A 16,638-nucleotide genomic window follows, 5' to 3' on the forward strand; every position below is an offset into this window, starting at 1 on the left:
CCGGAACAGGGCTCTACGGCTCGACGACCGTCTCCTGGGCGGCCGCCGTGTCCCCGGCGATCAGCTCCGCGTCGACGGCCACGTTCCGCTTGACCAGGGCCAGGGCGATCGGGCCCAGTTCGTGGTGGCGGGCCGAGGTGGTGATGAAGCCGAGCTGGCGGCCTTCCTGGCCGTCGGCGGCCAGCCGTACCGGTGTGCCGTGGCCGGGCAGGTGCACCTCGCTGCCGTCGAGGTGCAGGAAGACGAGCCGGCGCGGTGGCTTCCCCAGGTTGTGGACGCGGGCCACGGTCTCCTGGCCCCGGTAGCAGCCCTTCTGGAGGTGGACGGCGGTGCCGATCCAGCCCAGCTCGTGCGGGATGGTGCGGTGGTCGGTCTCGAAGCCGACGCGCGGCCGGTGCCCCTCGACGCGCAGCGCCTCGTACGCCAGGATCCCGGCGGCGGGCCCGTGGGCGGCGGCGAACGCCTCCAGCCCCTCGCGCGGCAGGAACAGGTCCCGGCCCTGCGGGGTCTCCCGTACGGCCACCCCGTCCGGGGCCCGGGCGATGGACCCGGCCGGGAGCTGGACGACGGCGATGTCCGGGGTGCGGTCGGCGACCTCGACCCGGTAGAAGAACTTCATCGACTCCAGGTAGGCGATCAGGTCGGCCTGGGTGCCGGGCTCGACGTGCATCCACACCGTCGTGCCGTCGTCCACCAGATACATCGCGTGCTCGATGTGCCCGTTGGCGGAGAGGATGAGGGCCTCGGTCGCCCGGTGCGGGGCGAGGTCGCTGACGTGCTGGGTGAGCAGCAGGTGCAGCCAGCTCAGCCGGTCGTCGCCGGTGACGGTGACGACGCCCCGGTGGGAGAGGTCGACGAAGCCGTTGCCGTCGGCGAGGGCGCGTTGCTCGCGGAACAGGTCGCCGTAGTGCGCGGCGACACCTTCGTCGCGGCCTTCGGCGGGGACGGCGCCGGGCAGGGACAGCAGGGGGCTCTTCATGCCGCCCAGCCTACGACTTGGCGGAGGTGTCCTTCGCGGCCATCGCCCCTGTGCAGTCCGCGCAGCGGCCGAAGATCGCGAAGTGCTTCATGTCGGTGTCGAAGCCGAAGTCGGCGCGCAGCTTCCGCGTGAACTCGGTGACGACGGACAGGTCCGCCTCGATGACGTCCTTGCAGTCCCGGCAGACCAGGTGGATGTGGTGGTGCCGGTCGGCCAGGTGGTACGAGGGGGCGCCGTGGCCGAGATGCGCGTGGCTGACGAGCCCGAGCTCTTCGAGGAGCTCCAGGGTCCGGTAGACGGTCGAGATGTTCACGCCGGACGCCGTCTTGCGCACCTCGCACAGGATGTCGTCCGGAGTGCCGTGCTCCAGGGCGTCGACCGCCTCCAGGACGAGCTGCCGCTGGGGCGTCAGCCGGTAGCCGCGCTGCCGAAGATCGGTCTTCCAGTCGGTGGTCACCACACGCCCAGTCTAGGACGTGTGGTCAAACCCCGGCCGGTCCCGCGGTCCCGGCGGCTCCTACTTGAAGAAAGCGATGCCGTCGTCGGGCATGTCCTCGAGGTTGCGCGCCATCTCGGCGACCTCCTCGGGGGTGACGACCTTCTTCAGGTGCGCCGACATGTACGGGCGCAGCTCGACCTCGGGGGTGGCCTTCTCGCCGACCCACATGAGGTCGCTGTTGACGTACCCGTAGAGCCGCTTGCCACCGCTGTACGGGCCGGAGGCCGCCGTGCGGGCGACCGCGTCGGTGACCAGGTCGATCTGCGGCTTCTGGTCCGCCAGCTCGCCGTACCAGATCTCGATGACGCCCTGGTCGCGGGACATGACGACCTCGACCTTGCGGTCCTTGTCGATGCGCCAGTAGCCGCTCTCGGTCTCCAGCGGCCGGACCTGCTTGCCCTCTTCGTCCAGGACCCAGGTGTGGGAGACGTACTCCAGGAAGTCCCGGCCGTCGTGGCTGAAGGTGACTTCCTGGCCGAAGTTGCACTTCTCCGCGCCGGGGAAGTCGGACACGCCCGCGCCCGCCCAGTTTCCGAGGAGGAAGGCCAGCGGGACGAGGTCCGGGTGAAGGTCGGACGGAATCGCGATCATGAGCGGCTCAGACGATCTGTGAGGGTGCGAGGGGTGGGCGGGAACCGACGGCCGACGAGGGTCAGCGCTGGCCCTGGTACAGCTTCTTCACGGTGATCGCGGCGAAGGCGGTGACGCCCACGCAGACCAGGACCAGCAGGGCGGTGAAGAAGGCTTCAAGCACGGGGAGCTCCTCGTGACGGGCGGTTGGGCGGCGGTGACAGGGCCGGGACCCAGCCTAATGGGTGGAGGCCCGGTCTTCTCGTTCAGGTGTCGGCCCGGCAAGGAGGCTGCCGCCCGGACGGACCCGGATGGATACAGTTCGAGACATGCCGAAGAAGCTTGTGATCAAGGTGACCGCCGGACCCGAGGCCGCCGAGCGCTGTTCGCAGGCCTTCACCGTGGCGGCCGTGGGGGCCGCCAGCGGGGTGGAGGTCTCGCTCTGGCTGACCGGCGAGTCCTCGTGGTTCGCGCTGCCGGGCCGGGCCGCCGAGTTCGAACTGCCGCACGCCGCCCCGCTGCCCGACCTTCTGGACTCGATCCTCGCGGGTGGCCGGATCACCCTGTGCACCCAGTGCGCGGCCCGACGCGACATCACGGAGAAGGACGTGCTGGAGGGCGTGCGCATCGCGGGTGCGCAGGTCTTCGTGCAGGAGGCCATGGCGGACGGCACACAGGCGCTCGTCTACTGATCCCCCGCTGCTCCCCCGCCCGGGCGCGGGCGGTCTCAGTGGCGCTTCTTGCCGTCCAGCTCGTCCCACCACGCGTCGGACTCGGGATCGCCGGAGGGGTCGTCCCACCAACGGTCCTCCGGGCCGCGCCGGTTGGCGATCATCGCGGCGATCGGCGGGATGACCATGGCGACGACGCACATGCCGATGGCGACGGGCATGGACCACAGGCGCACCACGGCCCAGGCGGACACGAAGAGCGCGATGCATCCGCCCATCATCAGGAAGTAGTTCCTCCTGCGTCGGGCGTACATGCTTCCAGCGTAGGACTCCGGCCGCCGGACGGCACGAAGGGCCGCACCCCGCGTCAGGTGGCGTCCAACCCCCTGGGGTGCGGCCCTCCGGCCGTTCGTTGTGCCGGGAAAAGCACGACCCGGCGTGCCGTGATCCCTGAGGATCAGACGGCGATGGCGACCTCGGAGAGCCCGCCGGTCTGCGCGACGACCGTGCGGTCGGCGCTGCCGCCCGGAACCAGGGCGCGGAGCGTCCAGGTGCCCTCGGCGGCGTAGAACCGGAACTGTCCAGTCGCCGAGGTCGGGACCTCGGCGGTGAACTCGCCGGTCGAGTCCAGGAGACGCACGTAGCCGGTGACGGGCTCGCCGTCGCGGGTCACGCTGCCCTGGATGGTGGTCTCACCGGGCTTGATCGTCGAAGCGTCGGGGCCACCGGCCTGTGCTCCACACATGGTTCTGTCCTTCGGGTCGTCGCGGTGCTGGTCGGTGGGGTTACTTGTTGGCGCCGAGCTCGATCGGCACGCCGACGAGGGAGCCGTACTCGGTCCAGGAACCGTCGTAGTTCTTGACGTTCTCCTGGCCGAGCAGCTCGTGGAGCACGAACCAGGTGAGCGCGGAGCGCTCGCCGATGCGGCAGTAGGCGATGGTGTCCTTCGACAGGTCGACCTGCTCGGCCTCGTAGAGGGCCTTCAGCTCGTCGTCCGACTTGAAGGTGCCGTCGTCGTTGGCGTTCTTCGACCACGGGATGTTGCGGGCGCTCGGTACGTGGCCGGGGCGCTGCGACTGCTCCTGCGGGAGGTGGGCCGGGGCGAGCAGCTTGCCGCTGAACTCGTCGGGCGAGCGCACGTCGACCAGGTTCTGGTTGCCGATGGCCTTGACGACGTCGTCGCGGTAGGCGCGGATCGACTCGTCCTGCGGCTTGGCCTTGTACTGGGTGGCCGGGCGCGTGGGAACGACGTCGGTCAGGTCGCGGGAGTCCAGTTCCCACTTCTTGCGGCCGCCGTCGAGGAGCTTGACGTTCTCGTGGCCGTACAGCTTGAAGTACCAGTAGGCGTAGGACGCGAACCAGTTGTTGTTGCCGCCGTAGAGGACGACCAGCGTGTCGTTGCCGATGCCCTTCTCGCTGAGCAGCTTCTCGAAGCCGGCCTGGTCGACGAAGTCACGGCGGACCGGGTCCTGGAGGTCCTTGGTCCAGTCGATCCGGATCGCGTTCTTGATGTGGTTCTTCTCGTACGCCGAGGTGTCCTCGTCCACCTCGACGATCGCGACCTGCGGGTCGTCGATGTGGGCCTCGACCCAGTCGGCGTCTACCAGGACGTCGCTGCGGCTCATGCTGTTCTCCTCCGGGGCAGTCTGCGGCGGGGTGGTGCGAGATGCGGAGTTGCTGGGTGCGGGTGTACGCGCGGAGGCACGGAAAGCGGCGCGTACGGGGCACGGGGTCGGCCCTGGTGACGGTCGGGGGTGACGGTCGGAGGGCCGGGGGAAACGGGGCGGCTGCGACGGTGCGAGCGGTCCCGCTCAGAAGGTGCGACAGAGCATGGCGGCGACGCGGCACAGGTCTACTGCCCGCCGCTTCGTGAGATCCGCCTGTCGCTTCATGCGTCCGATCGTAGGGAGGTACGGACGGAGATGTCACCGTCGTGTCGCATGGTGAGACACGATCATCCGTGATGCGAGACGGGAGAGCGGGGATCCGCCCCGGCATCCGCTGCCGTGCTCCCCCGGACCTTCCCCGCATCTGCGGACCGGACACGGTTGTCTCACCATCCGGATCCACGCGGATTCATCCGGAGCGAGCGGTCGGAGCGAGTGGTCGGATCAGGCCGTCAGCCGGTCGCCGGACGGCCGTCAGGCGACCGGCGTCAGCCGTCAGTTGTCAGCCGGTCAGGGAGACGTTCGAGCCGGTCACCGCGATCTCCAGGCCCTTCTCGGTCACCTTGACCTCCTGGAGCTCCAGCCCCCTCGGCAGCCCGTCGATGTCGCCCTCGAAGTCGGTCTTCTTGCGGACCAGCTCCTCCACGCCGGGGATCCCCTCGCCCGGCACCTTGTCGGCGCGCACCTTGATCGTGTGGCCGTCGACACGGGTCACGGTGGAGAGCACGCTGCGCGAGATCGGCCGCCCGAGGACCTCGACCGTGCCGGTGACCTTCGCCTTGCCCTTGCCGCCGTACTCCACGACGACGCCGTCGCTGGCCGCCGCCGTGAGGTCCTCGTAGCTGACGAGCGCGGTGCCGGTGGCGCGGGTGGCGGTCGCGGTCCGGTAACCGGAGCCGAGCTTCACGTCGTGGAGCCGGGCCCGGACCTCGCTGACCCGGATCGTGCGGCCCGCGGCGCTGGTCTTCATGCCGGTGAGGTTGACGTCGACCCGGTCGAGCTTCGATCCGGCGAGCTGGGTGAGAAAGGGAAAGCCCTTGATCGAGATGTCCGTCGTGGCGGGGCCGCCCCCACTGATCGTGACCCGGTCCTCGGCCTCGGACTCGGCGAACCAGACGGCCGCGCGGTCGACGGCGAGGAAGAGGCCGCCGAGCACCACCACCAGGACCAGCAGTATTCGCAGTGCGCGCATGTCTCGATTCCCCACCCTGAGCCGATCGGTCTCCCTGGCGCCCGCGAGCCTACTGCGGCAGGAATGGACACCCTGGATGATCGACGACCGACGGCCCCCCGGTGGTTCCCGAGGGGCCGTCAGCAGCCGTACGAAGCAGCGGTCAGCGGTCAGAGGAGGGCGCGGCCGACCACGTAGACGGCCGGGGCCGCCAGGGTCAGCGGCAGCGCCACCCCGGCGGTCATGTGCACGAACCGCGACGGGTAGTCGTAGCTCGCCACGCGCAGCCCGATGAGCGCGCAGCCGGCCGCCGCGAGACCGAGCAGCGTGCCCTGCGGCCCGAAGTCGGTCGAGTTGCCGAGGACGAGGCCCGTGCCCACCCCGGTGACCAGTGCCATCACGAGGGAGACCGTGCCGGGCAGCGGGAGGGCGCGGACGAGGGTGGCCGCCGCCACGGCCGCCCCGCCGACGACCACCGCGTCCGGGTCCGCCGCGAGGAATCCGCCCGCGAGCACCGCGAGGGCCGCGGAGACGACGGTGGCCATCAGGCCGTACATCCGCTCGTCCGCCCCCGCGTGGCTGCGGAGCTGGAGAACCACGGTGAGCAGCACCCAGACGCCCAGGGTGCCCAGCAGCGCGGCCGGACCGTGCTCCCGGCCCGCCACGAGCAGGGCGACATCGGCGGCCAGCCCCCCGGCGAAGGCGAGCGCGATGCCCTGGCGAGCGGGCCACATGCCGTTGAGCCGGAACCAGCCGGCGGCCGTCACCGCCTGGAGGAGCACCACCGGGACGAGCAGGGCGTACGTCCCGATCGCCGCGCCGCCCGCGAGCAGCAGGCCGAGCGCGGCGGTGAGCGCCGCGGGCTGGATCCCCGGCGCGATGATCGGCGAGCGCCCCTCGGCACGGGCCCGCTGGGCGTCGGTGATGCGGGCGTTGCCCAGCGTCGTGGGCGCGCTGTAGCCGGTGTCGCCGGGGCCCGACTGCGCGGTGGCGGGCGCGGGCGCGGCCACCGGCTCGGGTGCGGGAGCGGGCGCGGCCGGTGCCACGGGTGCGGCGGGCGTGGCCGGCACCTCGGGCGGCAGCGGGTAGGAGCCCGAGGCTCCCTGGGGCGGCAGATACGCGGTGTCGGCGGCCGAGGGCGGGTACGCCTGCTGCTGGTGCTGCCCCTGGTACTGCTGGTGCTGCTGGTACGGAGGGTGCGGCTGAGGCTGAGGCATCCCGTACGCATCGGGCGTCGGCTGCTGGTACCCGTACGGCTCCGAGTGCCGCGGCTGCTGCTGCCCGTACGGCTCCGGCTGCTGCTGCTGCCCGTACGGCTCCGGCTGCTGCTGCTGCCCGTACGGCTCCGGCTGCTGGCTGTACCCAGGGACCTGCCCGTGACCGTGCGCCCGCCCCGGCCCCTCGTCCGGGCGGATCGTCGGCTGGTACTGCGTGTCCCAGGTCGGCGCCTGCCACGTCTGCGTGCCGCCCTGGTCGAAGGCGGCCGGCTCCTGGGTCCCGGCGTGCTGCCCGGCCGTCCCGTCGGGCCAGTGCGGCGGCGCGGGCCGCTGCTGGTGCTCGGGGTCGTACGGATACGGGTACTGCTGATCGCTGCTGCTCATGGCCTGCGGTTCACCCTCCTGCGAACGGCGGGAGCACCTCGACCGTGCCGCCCTCGGCAAGGCGTACGGTCTCATGCTCGCGGGTCCCCACGGGGTCCCCGTCGACGAGGAACGAGCACCGCCGGAGCACCTGGCTCAGCTCGCCGGGGTGCCTCTCGCGCACCGCGTCGAGCGCCTCGGCGAGGGTCGCCGCCGCGTACGGCTCCTCCGCGGTGCCGGCGGCGGCCTTCGCCGCGGCCCAGTAGCGGATCGTCCCCGCTGCCATGGCGCCACTCCTTCGGTCGGTCGGTTCGTCGGACGCCTCGTGCGTCAGCTCTCCATGATGGGTCACGCGGGCGCCGGGCCCGTCGCCCAGTCGGCGATGCGGGCCAGGAGGGCGTCGTCCGCCGCGTTCTCCGCGTGCCCCATACCGCGCTCCAGCCACAGCTCCGCGCCGCCGGGACCGGCCGCCTCCGCCAGCATCCTCGGGTGGTCCAGCGGGAAGTACGGGTCCCGGTCGCCGTGCACGAGCAGCAGCGGGGCGGGGGCGATGAGCGGGACCGAGGCGACCGGGGAGAGCGGGACGGGGTCCCAGTCCTCGGTCGCGATTCGGGTACGGAATCCGTAGCGGCCGACGAGGCGGCCCGAGGGTCGGGTGACCACCCAGTGCAGCCGGCGCATCGGGGCCGTCCCCCGGTAGTACCAACGGGCAGGCGCACTGACGGAGACCACCGCGTCCGAGTGCGCCCCCGTGCGCTGCATGCGCCCCTCGCGCTCCGGCACGCGAACGGCTGTATCCCCCGCCTCGGAATCCGGACCTCCGGCGACGGGGTCCGCCGTATACAGAGCGCCGTGCCGGAGAACCACCGAGCCGCCCATCGAGAACCCGACCGTCACCACCCGGGTGTGCCCGAGCTGCCGCGCCCAGGCCACCGCCGCCGCCAGATCCAGCACCTCGCGGTCGCCCACCGTGGAGCGCCCGCCGGACCGCCCGTGCCCCCGGAACGAGAACGTGATCACGGCCGCACGCTGGGCGAACACCCGCGCGGCACGACGTACGGCGGGGCGGTCGGCCGACCCGGTGAACCCGTGCGCGACGACGATCGCGGAGGTCGTCGCGGGAGTCGTCGCCGGGGCCGCGGCGGGGGTCCCGGCGGCCCCGCCGCCCGGGGCCCGGAGGCCCGCCGTACACGGTTCGTACACCGCCTCGACCGGCACGCCGTCATCCGTCAGCAATGTGGCGAATCGTGGGGGTGGCGTGAGCAAGGGAACAGAGGAACCCCGGAATCGGCCCTCGGACACGGAACTCATGTGGGCTATTCTGCTGCGAAGAGGATCCGGGCAATGCAGCCCCCGGGTCCTTTTGTGCTTTACGGGCGTTGTTACGACGACGTTTCCACAAGCTCAGCGGTCCCCGGGGCGCGGGGCCGCACGCAGGACCCGCTTGACGTACGAAGCAGTGCCGCATACTCCCCCGGGTCCGGCCCGGGAGTGCCCCTCTCGCAGGGAACGAGGAGGACCGACGTAATGGGCGAGCGAACCGTGCAACACGATCGACCGAACCAGGCAGGTGGGCGGCGATGAGTTCACTGCTGCTTCTGACGAACGCACTCCAGCCGTCGACGGAGGTGCTCCCCGCACTCGGTCTTCTGCTCCACAGCGTGCGGGTGGCCCCCGCCGAGGGCCCGGCCCTCGTGGACACCCCGGGCGCCGACGTGATCCTCGTCGACGGCCGGCGCGACCTTCCGCAGGTCCGCTCGCTCTGCCAGCTGCTGCGGTCCACGGGACCCGGCTGCCCGCTGATCCTCGTCGTCACCGAGGGCGGTCTCGCGGCCGTCACCGCCGACTGGGGCGTGGACGACGTCCTGCTGGACACGGCGGGACCGGCGGAGGTCGAGGCGCGGCTGCGGCTCGCCATGGGCCGCCAGCAGATCACCTCGGACGATTCACCGATGGAGATCCGCAACGGTGATCTCTCCGTCGACGAGGCGACGTACAGCGCGAAACTCAAGGGCCGGGTCCTGGACCTGACCTTCAAGGAATTCGAACTGCTGAAGTACCTGGCCCAGCACCCGGGCCGGGTGTTCACCCGCGCCCAGCTCCTCCAGGAGGTCTGGGGGTACGACTACTTCGGCGGTACGCGGACGGTCGACGTCCACGTACGGCGGCTGCGCGCCAAGCTCGGCCCCGAGCACGAGTCGCTGATCGGGACCGTCCGCAACGTCGGCTACCGCTTCGTCGTGCCGGAGAAGGTGGAGCGCGCGGCGGAGGAGGCGAAGGACCGGTCCGCCGCCCGGCAGAAGCCGGACGGGCCCGTCGCCCGTTCGGAGCAGTCCTCTTCGGCCACGGCGGAGCAAGAAGCCCCGGTCCGGGCTGCCAAGGGATAGGTCCATCCGCGTAGACTGCCGCGCGTGGCCAAGGTGACGCGGGACGATGTGGCGAGACTGGCGGGGACGTCGACCGCGGTCGTCAGCTACGTCATCAACAACGGACCCCGGCCGGTCGCCCCGGCCACGCGCGAGCGGGTGCTCGCCGCGATCAAACAGCTGGGCTACCGGCCCGACCGGGTCGCCCAGGCCATGGCCTCGCGCCGCACGGACCTCATAGGCATGATCGTGCCGGACGCCCGGCAGCCGTTCTTCGCGGAGATGGCGCACGCGGTCGAACAGGCCGCCGCCGAGCGCGGGAAAATGGTGCTGGTCGGCAATTCCGACTACCGCGACGAGCGCGAGGTCCACTATCTGCGGGCCTTCCTCGGAATGCGGGTCTCCGGGCTGATCCTGGTCAGCCAGGGCCCCAGCGAGCGTGCCGCCGCCGAGATCGAGGCCTGGGACGCCCGGGTCGTCCTGCTGCACGAGCGCCCCGAGGCGATCGACGACGTCGCCGTGGTCACCGACGACGTGGGCGGCGCCCAGCTCGCCACCCGCCACCTGCTGGAGCACGGCCATCCGTACGTGGCCTGCCTCGGCGGTACGGAGGAGACCCCGGCGGTCGGCGACCCGGTCGCCGACCACGTCGAGGGCTGGCGGCGGGCGATGCACGAGTCGGGCCGCTCCACGGAGGGCCGGCTGTTCCAGGCCCCGTACAACCGTTACGACGCCTATCAGGTGGCCCTCGGTCTGCTGTCCGGGCCCGACCGGCCGCCGGCGATCTTCTGCGCCACGGACGACCAGGCCTTCGGCGTGCTGCGGGCCGCCCGCGAACTGCGCATCGACGTGCCGGGCGAGCTGGCGGTCGCGGGCTTCGACGACGTGAAGGAGGCGGGCCTCACCGATCCGCCGCTGACCACGGTCTACTCCGACCGTCCGGCGATGGCGCGGGCCGCCGTGGACCTGGTGCTGGACGACGCGCTGCGGGTCTCGGGATCGCGGCGGGAGCGGCTGAAGCAGTTCCCGTCGGCGCTGGTGGTCCGGCGCTCGTGCGGCTGCGGAGAGCCCACGCCGTCCGTCTGACCGTCGGTGCCCGCCGAGCCTTTACAGCGGGCATACGCGGTTCTTCCGGGCTTCTCAGGACGTACTCAGGCCGTTCTCATCTTCGCCGACCAGCCTGATGGACATGACGGAGAACCTTCGCCCGAGCGGCGCGCACTCGACGGGCCAGGACCCGGCCTCGTACCCGTACGCCTCCTCCTACGGAACGGCGTACGACAACGCTACGGGCGGATACCCGCCGCCGCCCGCGTACGCCCCGGCCACCGGCAGGCGCAAGGCGAAGCGGCCGGTCGCGCTGCTGGCGGCGGTGGCGATCGCGGCGGGCGTGATCGGCGGCGGCACCGCCACCCTCGTCGGCCGGCTGAACGGTCAGGACTCCGCCGCCACCGGTTCGGGCGGAGCGGTCAACGGCACCACCGTCTCGCAGAGCAGCAAGGGGACCGTGGCGGGCGTCGCGGAGGCCGTGTCGCCCGCGATCGTGGAGATCGGCGCGGCCTCGTCGGCGGGCAGGTCCACCGGTTCGGGCGTGGTGATCACCGAGGACGGCGAGATCGTCACCAACAACCACGTCATCTCGGGCGCGCAGCAGATCCAGGTCACCCTTTCCACCGGCAAGACGTACACCGCCGACGTCGTGGGCACCGACCCCGACAAGGACCTGGCGCTCATCAAGCTCCGGAACGCGAGCGGACTGAAGACGGCGGCGCTGGGCGACTCCTCCAAGGTCAAGGTCGGCGAGCAGGTCGTGGCGATCGGTTCGCCGGAGGGGCTGACCGGCACCGTCACCAGTGGGATCGTCTCCGCGCTCGACCGGGACGTCACGGTCGCCAGGGACGACTCCGGCAGCTCCGGACAGGGGCAGGGCCGGGGCCGGCAGGGCGGCGGTCAGGAGTGGCCGTTCGAGTTCGGCGGGCAGCAGTTCAACGGCGACACGGGCGAGGAGACCACCACGTACAAGGCGCTCCAGACCGACGCCTCGCTCAACCCCGGCAACTCCGGTGGCGCGCTGATCAACATGGACGGGGAGATCATCGGCATCAACTCCGCTATGTACGCACCGAGTTCTTCGGCCGCGGGCAGCGGCTCCTCGGCGGGCAGCGTGGGCCTCGGGTTCGCGATCCCGGTGAACACGCTCAAGGCCGATCTGGACACCCTGCGCGCCGGGAACGGCTCCTGACCGTGCAAGGCTGAGAGCACCCCCGCAGGGCGGACGGACCCAGGTCGACACGAGATGAGGACGAGACAGCGATGAGCCCCGCCGATGACGATCCCCAGCGCATCCTGATCGTCGACGACGAGCCGGCCGTGCGCGAGGCGCTGCGGCGCAGCCTCGCCTTCGAGGGGTACGGGACGCAGGTCGCGGCCGACGGGTACGACGCCCTGGCGATGGCCGAGGCGTACGCACCCGACCTCATCGTCCTGGACATCCAGATGCCCCGGATGGACGGCCTCACCGCCGCCCGGCGCATCCGGGCCACCGGTTCGACCACGCCCATCCTGATGCTCACCGCCCGCGACACCGTCGGGGACCGGGTCACCGGCCTCGACGCGGGGGCGGACGACTACCTGGTCAAGCCGTTCGAGCTGGACGAGCTGTTCGCCCGGATCCGGGCCCTGCTGCGCCGCAGCTCGTACGCGTCGGCAGCGGCGGCGGGCGCGGAGGTCCCCGACGACGACGTGCTGTCCTTCGCGGATCTGCGCATGGACCTGGCGACCCGCGAGGTCACCCGGGGCGAGCGGCGGGTGGAGCTGACCCGTACGGAGTTCACGCTGCTGGAGATGTTCCTCTCCCACCCGCGCCAGGTGCTGACCCGGGAGCAGATCCTCAAGGCCGTCTGGGGCTTCGACTTCGAGCCGAGCTCCAACTCCCTGGACGTGTACGTGATGTACCTGCGCCGCAAGACGGAGGCGGGCGGCGAGCCGCGGCTCGTCCACACGGTGCGCGGGGTGGGGTACGCGCTGCGGACGGGCGGGAGCGGGGAGGCGTGAGCGGGTCGACGCCCGGCGCGGACGGGCGGGGGCAGGACGGCACGGTCGGGTCGACGGCCGCCACGGCCGGGCGGGATCGGCGGGGCGGGGGTCCGCTGCGCCGGTTCCGGGCGCTGCCGTTGCGCTCGCGGCTGGCGCTGCTGGTGGCCACGGCGGTCGCGGTGGCGGTCGCGGCGGTCGCGGTGGCCTGCTGGTTCGTGACCCGGGAGCAGCTGGAGGACCAGCTCGACGACTCGCTGCGCAACGCGAAGATGGACAACGGGCCGATGCGCGATCTGCTGTCCTCGTGCCTGAGCGGCGGCCAGTTGCCCGCCCAGGAGTTCCCCGGCCAGTACACGGTGCAGATCGTCGCGGCGAACGGCGACTACTGCACGGCGCCGAACACGACACCCGTCCCGGCCCAGCCCAGCGACATCGCGGTGGCGGCGGGGCGGGAGGCCGACGCCCTGCACACGACGGAGAACGACGCCGGACAGGAGATGCGGGTCCACACCCGCAAGCTGCCGCCGGTGGTCAGCTCCGGCCAGGCCAACAACGAGCTGGCCGTCTCGGTGGCCCGGCCGCTCAGCGAGATCGACGCGCCCCTGTCCACGCTCGCCTGGGTGCTGGCCCTCGTCGGCGGCATCGGCGTCGTCGGCGCGGGCGCGGCCGGACTGTGGGTGGCGCGGGCGGGGCTGCGCCCGGTGGACGAACTCACCGACGCGGTCGAACACGTGGCACGCACCGAGGACTTGACCGTACGGATCCCGGTCGAGGGCGAGGACGAGATCGCCCGGCTGTCGAACTCCTTCAACTCCCTGGCCGCCCGGCTGGCCTCCTCGCGCGACCGCCAGTCGCAGCTGATCGCGGACGCGGGGCACGAGCTGCGCACCCCGCTGACCTCGCTGCGGACGAACGTGGAGCTGCTGGCCCGCAGCGACGAGACGGGCCGGGCGATCCCGGCGGAGGACCGCAAGGCGCTGATGGCCTCGGTGAAGGCCCAGATGACGGAGCTGGCCGCGCTGATCGGCGACCTCCAGGAGCTGGCCCGCCCGGACGCGGCCGAGCCGGGCCCGCTCCAGGTGGTGGCCCTGCACGAGATCGCCCGCACCGCCCTGCGCCGCGCCCGCCTGCGCGGCCCGGAGCTGACGATCACGGAGGACCTGGCCCCCTGGTACGTACGGGCGGAGCCGGCCGCGCTGGAGCGGGCGATCGTCAACGTCCTTGACAACGCGGTGAAGTTCAGCCCGCCGCGCGCCACGATCGACGTGCGCCTGCACCGGGGCGAGCTGACGGTACGGGACCGGGGCCCCGGCATCCCCGCCGAGGAGCTCCCCCACGTCTTCGAACGCTTCTGGCGCTCCCCGACCGCCCGCCGGCTCCCCGGCTCGGGCCTGGGCCTGTCCATCGTGGCCCGTACGGTGCACCAGGCGGGCGGCACGATCGCCCTGCGCCCGGCCCCGGACGGGGGCCCCGGCACGGTGGCGGCCCTGACGCTGCCGGGGGCGCCGACGCCGCCGCCGGAGATGTGAGGCCGAGCGGGCTCACCCCGCCGGGTTGTGCCGGATCAACGACTCGACGAGCCCGGACCGCTGGTTCGGGTAGTCCAGCGGGACGATGCCGAGCCCCGTCCAGCCGGCGGCCTCCGGGCGCTCCAGGAAGGAGTGCACCTGCGGGTTGAGCCGGTCGGCGTTCCAGCGGGGCGGCATGAGAGCTGCGGTGGAGACGTAGTTCATGTAGAACTTGCCCGGCTGTGAGGCCGCCTTGCGGAACTGGGCTTCGATCTTCGGGTACTTGGCGAACGGCTCCGCCATGTAGTCGTCCTGGATGTCGAAGAGCGCCGGGTCCGCGTACCGCACCCCGGGGAGCCCGCCGTTGTTCGCGAGCAGCACCACCTTGCCGCGGGCCCCGCCGAGGTCGGGAAGGGTGGAGTCGAGGCGGAACAGGGAGCGCCAGCCCCGCCGGTCCAGGTAGTCGTCGAAGACCGCCCGGAACGCGGCGTCGCTCGCGGAGGAGTGCTCCTGCTTGACCCGCATCAGCACGGTCTCGGTGGGGCGCGCGGCGAGGAAGTCCCGGCAGGCGATGAGGACATCGCCGAACATCATGTTCTGGAACGACGCCCCGTGGTGGATCGCGAACGAGCCGTCGATGAGCCGGCAGCGTACGTCGAGGAAGCGGATGCCGCTGGTCAACTGCTGCGCGATGGTGGTGTTCTGGCACTCCGACCAGGGCCCGCCGAACCGGGCCCCCGAGTCGTGCGTCCCCGGGATCGTCAGCCGCTGGAGCGCGATGCCGTCGGGCAGCGCGGCCATCCAGTCCTGCGTCCCCCGGACCGCCCGGGCCTTCTCCCGCGTGGCGGCGACGGCGGGCGCCGCACCCACGATCGCGGTGGCGGATACGGCGAGGGCGCCGGCCAGAAATCCTCTGCGGGAGGGCCGGGACAGGGACGCGGGCTCGGGCGTGCGCGCGGGACTGGACATGCGGGGTGCCTCCAAGGGCCGTGGGGGAGCCGGACCGGGCCGGGCCTGACCGGACGGACCTCTGGATTCTGTCGGGTGCATGCCACGCAGGAAAGAGGACGTACGCCCCCGCCCCGCAGAGCCGCGCCAGGGTGAACGGAATACCACGGAACAGAATATTCAATATGTCGCCGGACGGAATTGCCGAAGCCGCATAAAAGGATTGCCGGAAATAGTGAAACGCCTCTATTCTGAACCCACTTGACCGGCCTATTCGACCGGAACCACCGCGCGGAGAAAAGGCGATCTTCGGCAAGCTCACGAGCAATGGCCGGCGCCTTCGTTTCCCTCCGTCACGGAATCCATCGACCCCATGCGAGGAAGACCTGTGCGACGTATGACCTCCGCCGTCCTTTCCCTGAGCGCCCTGCTGGCCGCCTCCGTCCTCGCCGCCCCCGCGGCGAGCGCCGCACCGCGGACCGACAGGCCCGCCGCCGCGCCCGCCGGATGGGAGAAGGTGGACGGGACCGAGCTGGCGAGAATCGCCGCCGACGACGGGAGAACCGAGGCCCCGGCCGCCACGGGCCGCAGCGCCTCCGCCCAGGCGGACGACTCCGGAACGTTCGCCCTGAAGTCGGTCCGCAACGGGAAGTTCACGGCCGCCGAGAAGAACTACGCCGCCCCCAACACCGGTGTGCTGCGGGCGCGTTCCGCCGCGGTGACCGGCGCGTGGGAGGGCTTCGCCTTCGAATGGCACGAGGCCACCGAGACGTACGCGCTGAAGTCGTTGGCGAACAACCTCTATGTCGCGGTCGAGCGGAACTACACCGGCAACGCGCAGAACATCCTGCGCGCCCGCTCGACCGGCGTGGGCACCTGGGAGCGGTTCACGCTCTACTACAACGAGGACGCGGACCGCTGGGCGCTCCAGTCCGCGCTGAACGGCCGCTTCGTCGCCATGGAGAACAGCTACACGGGATCGCTCCAGTACGCGCTGCGCGCCCGGTCCCTTGAGGTCACCGGCGCCTGGGAGCAGTTCGAGCTCTTCCAGATCGGCGACTGACACCACGGGCCGGGCCGCAGCGCGGGAGTGCCCCCATCCCCCGACCCGTCCGCCCGGTCCCCTGTTCCGGGCGGACGGGTCGGCGTGTGTGCGGGGCGGCCGGCCCCGGGCTCAGGCAACCAGGCCCTCCCACGCGTCACGCCCTCAGGCGCTCAGGCGCTCAGGCGCTCAGGCGCTCATCAGCGAAATGCCCAGCATCCGCGCCCCCTTCTCCGTGCGCGGACGGTGTTCGCTGCCCGGCGCGAACACGATGTACGCCCCCGGCCCATGGCGCTCGCCGCCGTCGATGACCTCGCCGCTCAGGACGAAGTACCGTTCCTCTGTCGCGTGTTCGTCGACCTCGGGCCACTCCGTGCCCGCCGCGAAGTCGATCAGCCAGCCCCGGGCGTACGCCGTGGCGGGCAGCCTTCGGCGCCAGATGCCCGGAGCCACCTCGTGTGCCTCGACGTCGTCGACCTGGACGACGGTCTTCAGGTCGCCCGCTTCCGGGGTGCTCGCCGCGTTCGTTCGGGTGTCCTCGCTCATGACTCCACCGTCGCGCGGGACGATCACCCGGGGCGAGTGTCTGTCCTGACATCCT

The 16,638-nt window shown here is 71.9% G+C and carries 20 protein-coding genes; 7 read left to right on the plus strand and 13 right to left on the minus strand.

Annotated elements, in window-relative coordinates; genetic code table 11:
- Positions 1-13: 13 nt before the first annotated feature.
- The 3 genes from ygfZ to CCZ36_RS15260 are packed head-to-tail and all read right to left on the minus strand — an operon-like array spanning position 14 to position 2,069.
- Complete coding sequence (gene ygfZ, locus CCZ36_RS15250) at positions 14-979, minus strand: CAF17-like 4Fe-4S cluster assembly/insertion protein YgfZ (protein ID WP_069738098.1); 966 nt, start codon at positions 977-979, stop codon at positions 14-16.
- Between the two features lie 10 nt (positions 980-989).
- Positions 990-1,439: a Fur family transcriptional regulator gene (locus tag CCZ36_RS15255; RefSeq protein WP_069738097.1), complete on the minus strand. Its 450-nt coding sequence runs from the start codon at positions 1,437-1,439 to the stop codon at positions 990-992.
- Positions 1,440-1,496: 57 nt separating this feature from the next.
- Positions 1,497-2,069, minus strand: a complete 573-nt coding sequence (locus CCZ36_RS15260) for an FABP family protein (RefSeq protein ID WP_069738096.1) — start codon at positions 2,067-2,069, stop codon at positions 1,497-1,499.
- A 308-nt stretch (positions 2,070-2,377) separates the two neighbouring features.
- Between CCZ36_RS15260 and CCZ36_RS15270 the strand changes: the two genes are divergently transcribed.
- Positions 2,378-2,740, plus strand: coding sequence for a DsrE family protein (locus CCZ36_RS15270; RefSeq protein ID WP_069738095.1), 363 nt, complete (start codon positions 2,378-2,380; stop codon positions 2,738-2,740).
- A 35-nt stretch (positions 2,741-2,775) separates the two neighbouring features.
- On the opposite strand, the gene CCZ36_RS15275 is transcribed toward CCZ36_RS15270, so the two are convergent.
- The 8 genes from CCZ36_RS15275 to CCZ36_RS15305 all read right to left on the minus strand — a co-directional run bounded on the left by CCZ36_RS15275 (position 2,776) and on the right by CCZ36_RS15305 (position 8,373).
- Complete coding sequence (locus CCZ36_RS15275; RefSeq protein WP_128817872.1) at positions 2,776-3,033, minus strand: DUF3099 domain-containing protein; 258 nt, start codon at positions 3,031-3,033, stop codon at positions 2,776-2,778.
- Between the two features lie 143 nt (positions 3,034-3,176).
- On the minus strand, positions 3,177-3,464 hold the full coding sequence (locus CCZ36_RS15280) for a DUF1416 domain-containing protein (protein ID WP_003968135.1): 288 nt from the start codon (positions 3,462-3,464) through the stop codon (positions 3,177-3,179).
- A gap of 40 nt (positions 3,465-3,504) precedes the next feature.
- Complete coding sequence (locus CCZ36_RS15285) at positions 3,505-4,344, minus strand: sulfurtransferase (protein ID WP_069738093.1); 840 nt, start codon at positions 4,342-4,344, stop codon at positions 3,505-3,507.
- Positions 4,345-4,530: 186 nt separating this feature from the next.
- Complete coding sequence (locus tag CCZ36_RS36960; protein ID WP_350310325.1) at positions 4,531-4,611, minus strand: putative leader peptide; 81 nt, start codon at positions 4,609-4,611, stop codon at positions 4,531-4,533.
- A gap of 277 nt (positions 4,612-4,888) precedes the next feature.
- Positions 4,889-5,578 carry an LmeA family phospholipid-binding protein gene (locus CCZ36_RS15290; protein WP_128817873.1) on the minus strand — a complete coding sequence of 230 codons (690 nt, stop codon included), beginning with the start codon at positions 5,576-5,578 and terminating at the stop codon, positions 4,889-4,891.
- 149 nt (positions 5,579-5,727) lie between these two features.
- A complete protein-coding gene (locus tag CCZ36_RS15295) occupies positions 5,728-7,158 on the minus strand; it encodes a hypothetical protein (protein WP_128817874.1) in 1,431 nt (476 codons plus the stop codon).
- A gap of 10 nt (positions 7,159-7,168) precedes the next feature.
- The gene (locus CCZ36_RS15300) at positions 7,169-7,423 is read right to left on the minus strand and encodes a MoaD/ThiS family protein (RefSeq protein WP_006125697.1); all 255 of its coding nucleotides are present in this window, start codon (positions 7,421-7,423) and stop codon (positions 7,169-7,171) included.
- Positions 7,424-7,485: 62 nt separating this feature from the next.
- A complete protein-coding gene (locus CCZ36_RS15305; RefSeq protein WP_128817875.1) occupies positions 7,486-8,373 on the minus strand; it encodes an alpha/beta hydrolase in 888 nt (295 codons plus the stop codon).
- A gap of 344 nt (positions 8,374-8,717) precedes the next feature.
- Here CCZ36_RS15305 and CCZ36_RS15310 point away from each other — a divergent pair, with 344 nt between their 5' ends.
- The 5 genes from CCZ36_RS15310 (at position 8,718) to CCZ36_RS15330 (ending at position 14,068) form a co-directional block, all read left to right on the plus strand.
- Positions 8,718-9,524 (plus strand): response regulator transcription factor, encoded by an 807-nt coding sequence (locus CCZ36_RS15310; protein ID WP_069738089.1) that lies wholly within the window; start codon positions 8,718-8,720, stop codon positions 9,522-9,524.
- Between the two features lie 24 nt (positions 9,525-9,548).
- Complete coding sequence (locus CCZ36_RS15315; protein WP_069742387.1) at positions 9,549-10,589, plus strand: LacI family DNA-binding transcriptional regulator; 1,041 nt, start codon at positions 9,549-9,551, stop codon at positions 10,587-10,589.
- A gap of 97 nt (positions 10,590-10,686) precedes the next feature.
- A complete protein-coding gene (locus CCZ36_RS15320; protein WP_206515733.1) occupies positions 10,687-11,745 on the plus strand; it encodes a S1C family serine protease in 1,059 nt (352 codons plus the stop codon).
- A 71-nt stretch (positions 11,746-11,816) separates the two neighbouring features.
- Positions 11,817-12,557, plus strand: a complete 741-nt coding sequence (locus tag CCZ36_RS15325) for a response regulator transcription factor (RefSeq protein WP_069742385.1) — start codon at positions 11,817-11,819, stop codon at positions 12,555-12,557.
- Between the two features lie 95 nt (positions 12,558-12,652).
- Positions 12,653-14,068, plus strand: coding sequence for a HAMP domain-containing sensor histidine kinase (locus tag CCZ36_RS15330; RefSeq protein ID WP_128819517.1), 1,416 nt, complete (start codon positions 12,653-12,655; stop codon positions 14,066-14,068).
- Between the two features lie 12 nt (positions 14,069-14,080).
- Here CCZ36_RS15330 and CCZ36_RS15335 read toward each other — a convergent pair whose 3' ends face one another.
- Positions 14,081-15,016: a phosphatidylinositol-specific phospholipase C gene (locus CCZ36_RS15335; protein ID WP_128817877.1), complete on the minus strand. Its 936-nt coding sequence runs from the start codon at positions 15,014-15,016 to the stop codon at positions 14,081-14,083.
- Positions 15,017-15,392: 376 nt separating this feature from the next.
- Between CCZ36_RS15335 and CCZ36_RS15340 the strand changes: the two genes are divergently transcribed.
- Positions 15,393-16,058, plus strand: a complete 666-nt coding sequence (locus CCZ36_RS15340) for a fascin domain-containing protein (RefSeq protein ID WP_069738084.1) — start codon at positions 15,393-15,395, stop codon at positions 16,056-16,058.
- A 168-nt stretch (positions 16,059-16,226) separates the two neighbouring features.
- Here CCZ36_RS15340 and CCZ36_RS15345 read toward each other — a convergent pair whose 3' ends face one another.
- A complete protein-coding gene (locus CCZ36_RS15345) occupies positions 16,227-16,583 on the minus strand; it encodes a cupin domain-containing protein (RefSeq protein WP_069738138.1) in 357 nt (118 codons plus the stop codon).
- Positions 16,584-16,638 lie beyond the last annotated feature (55 nt).

The sequence above is a fragment of the Streptomyces sp. S063 genome, from assembly GCF_002832675.1.
Lineage (GTDB): Bacteria > Actinomycetota > Actinomycetes > Streptomycetales > Streptomycetaceae > Streptomyces > Streptomyces sindenensis.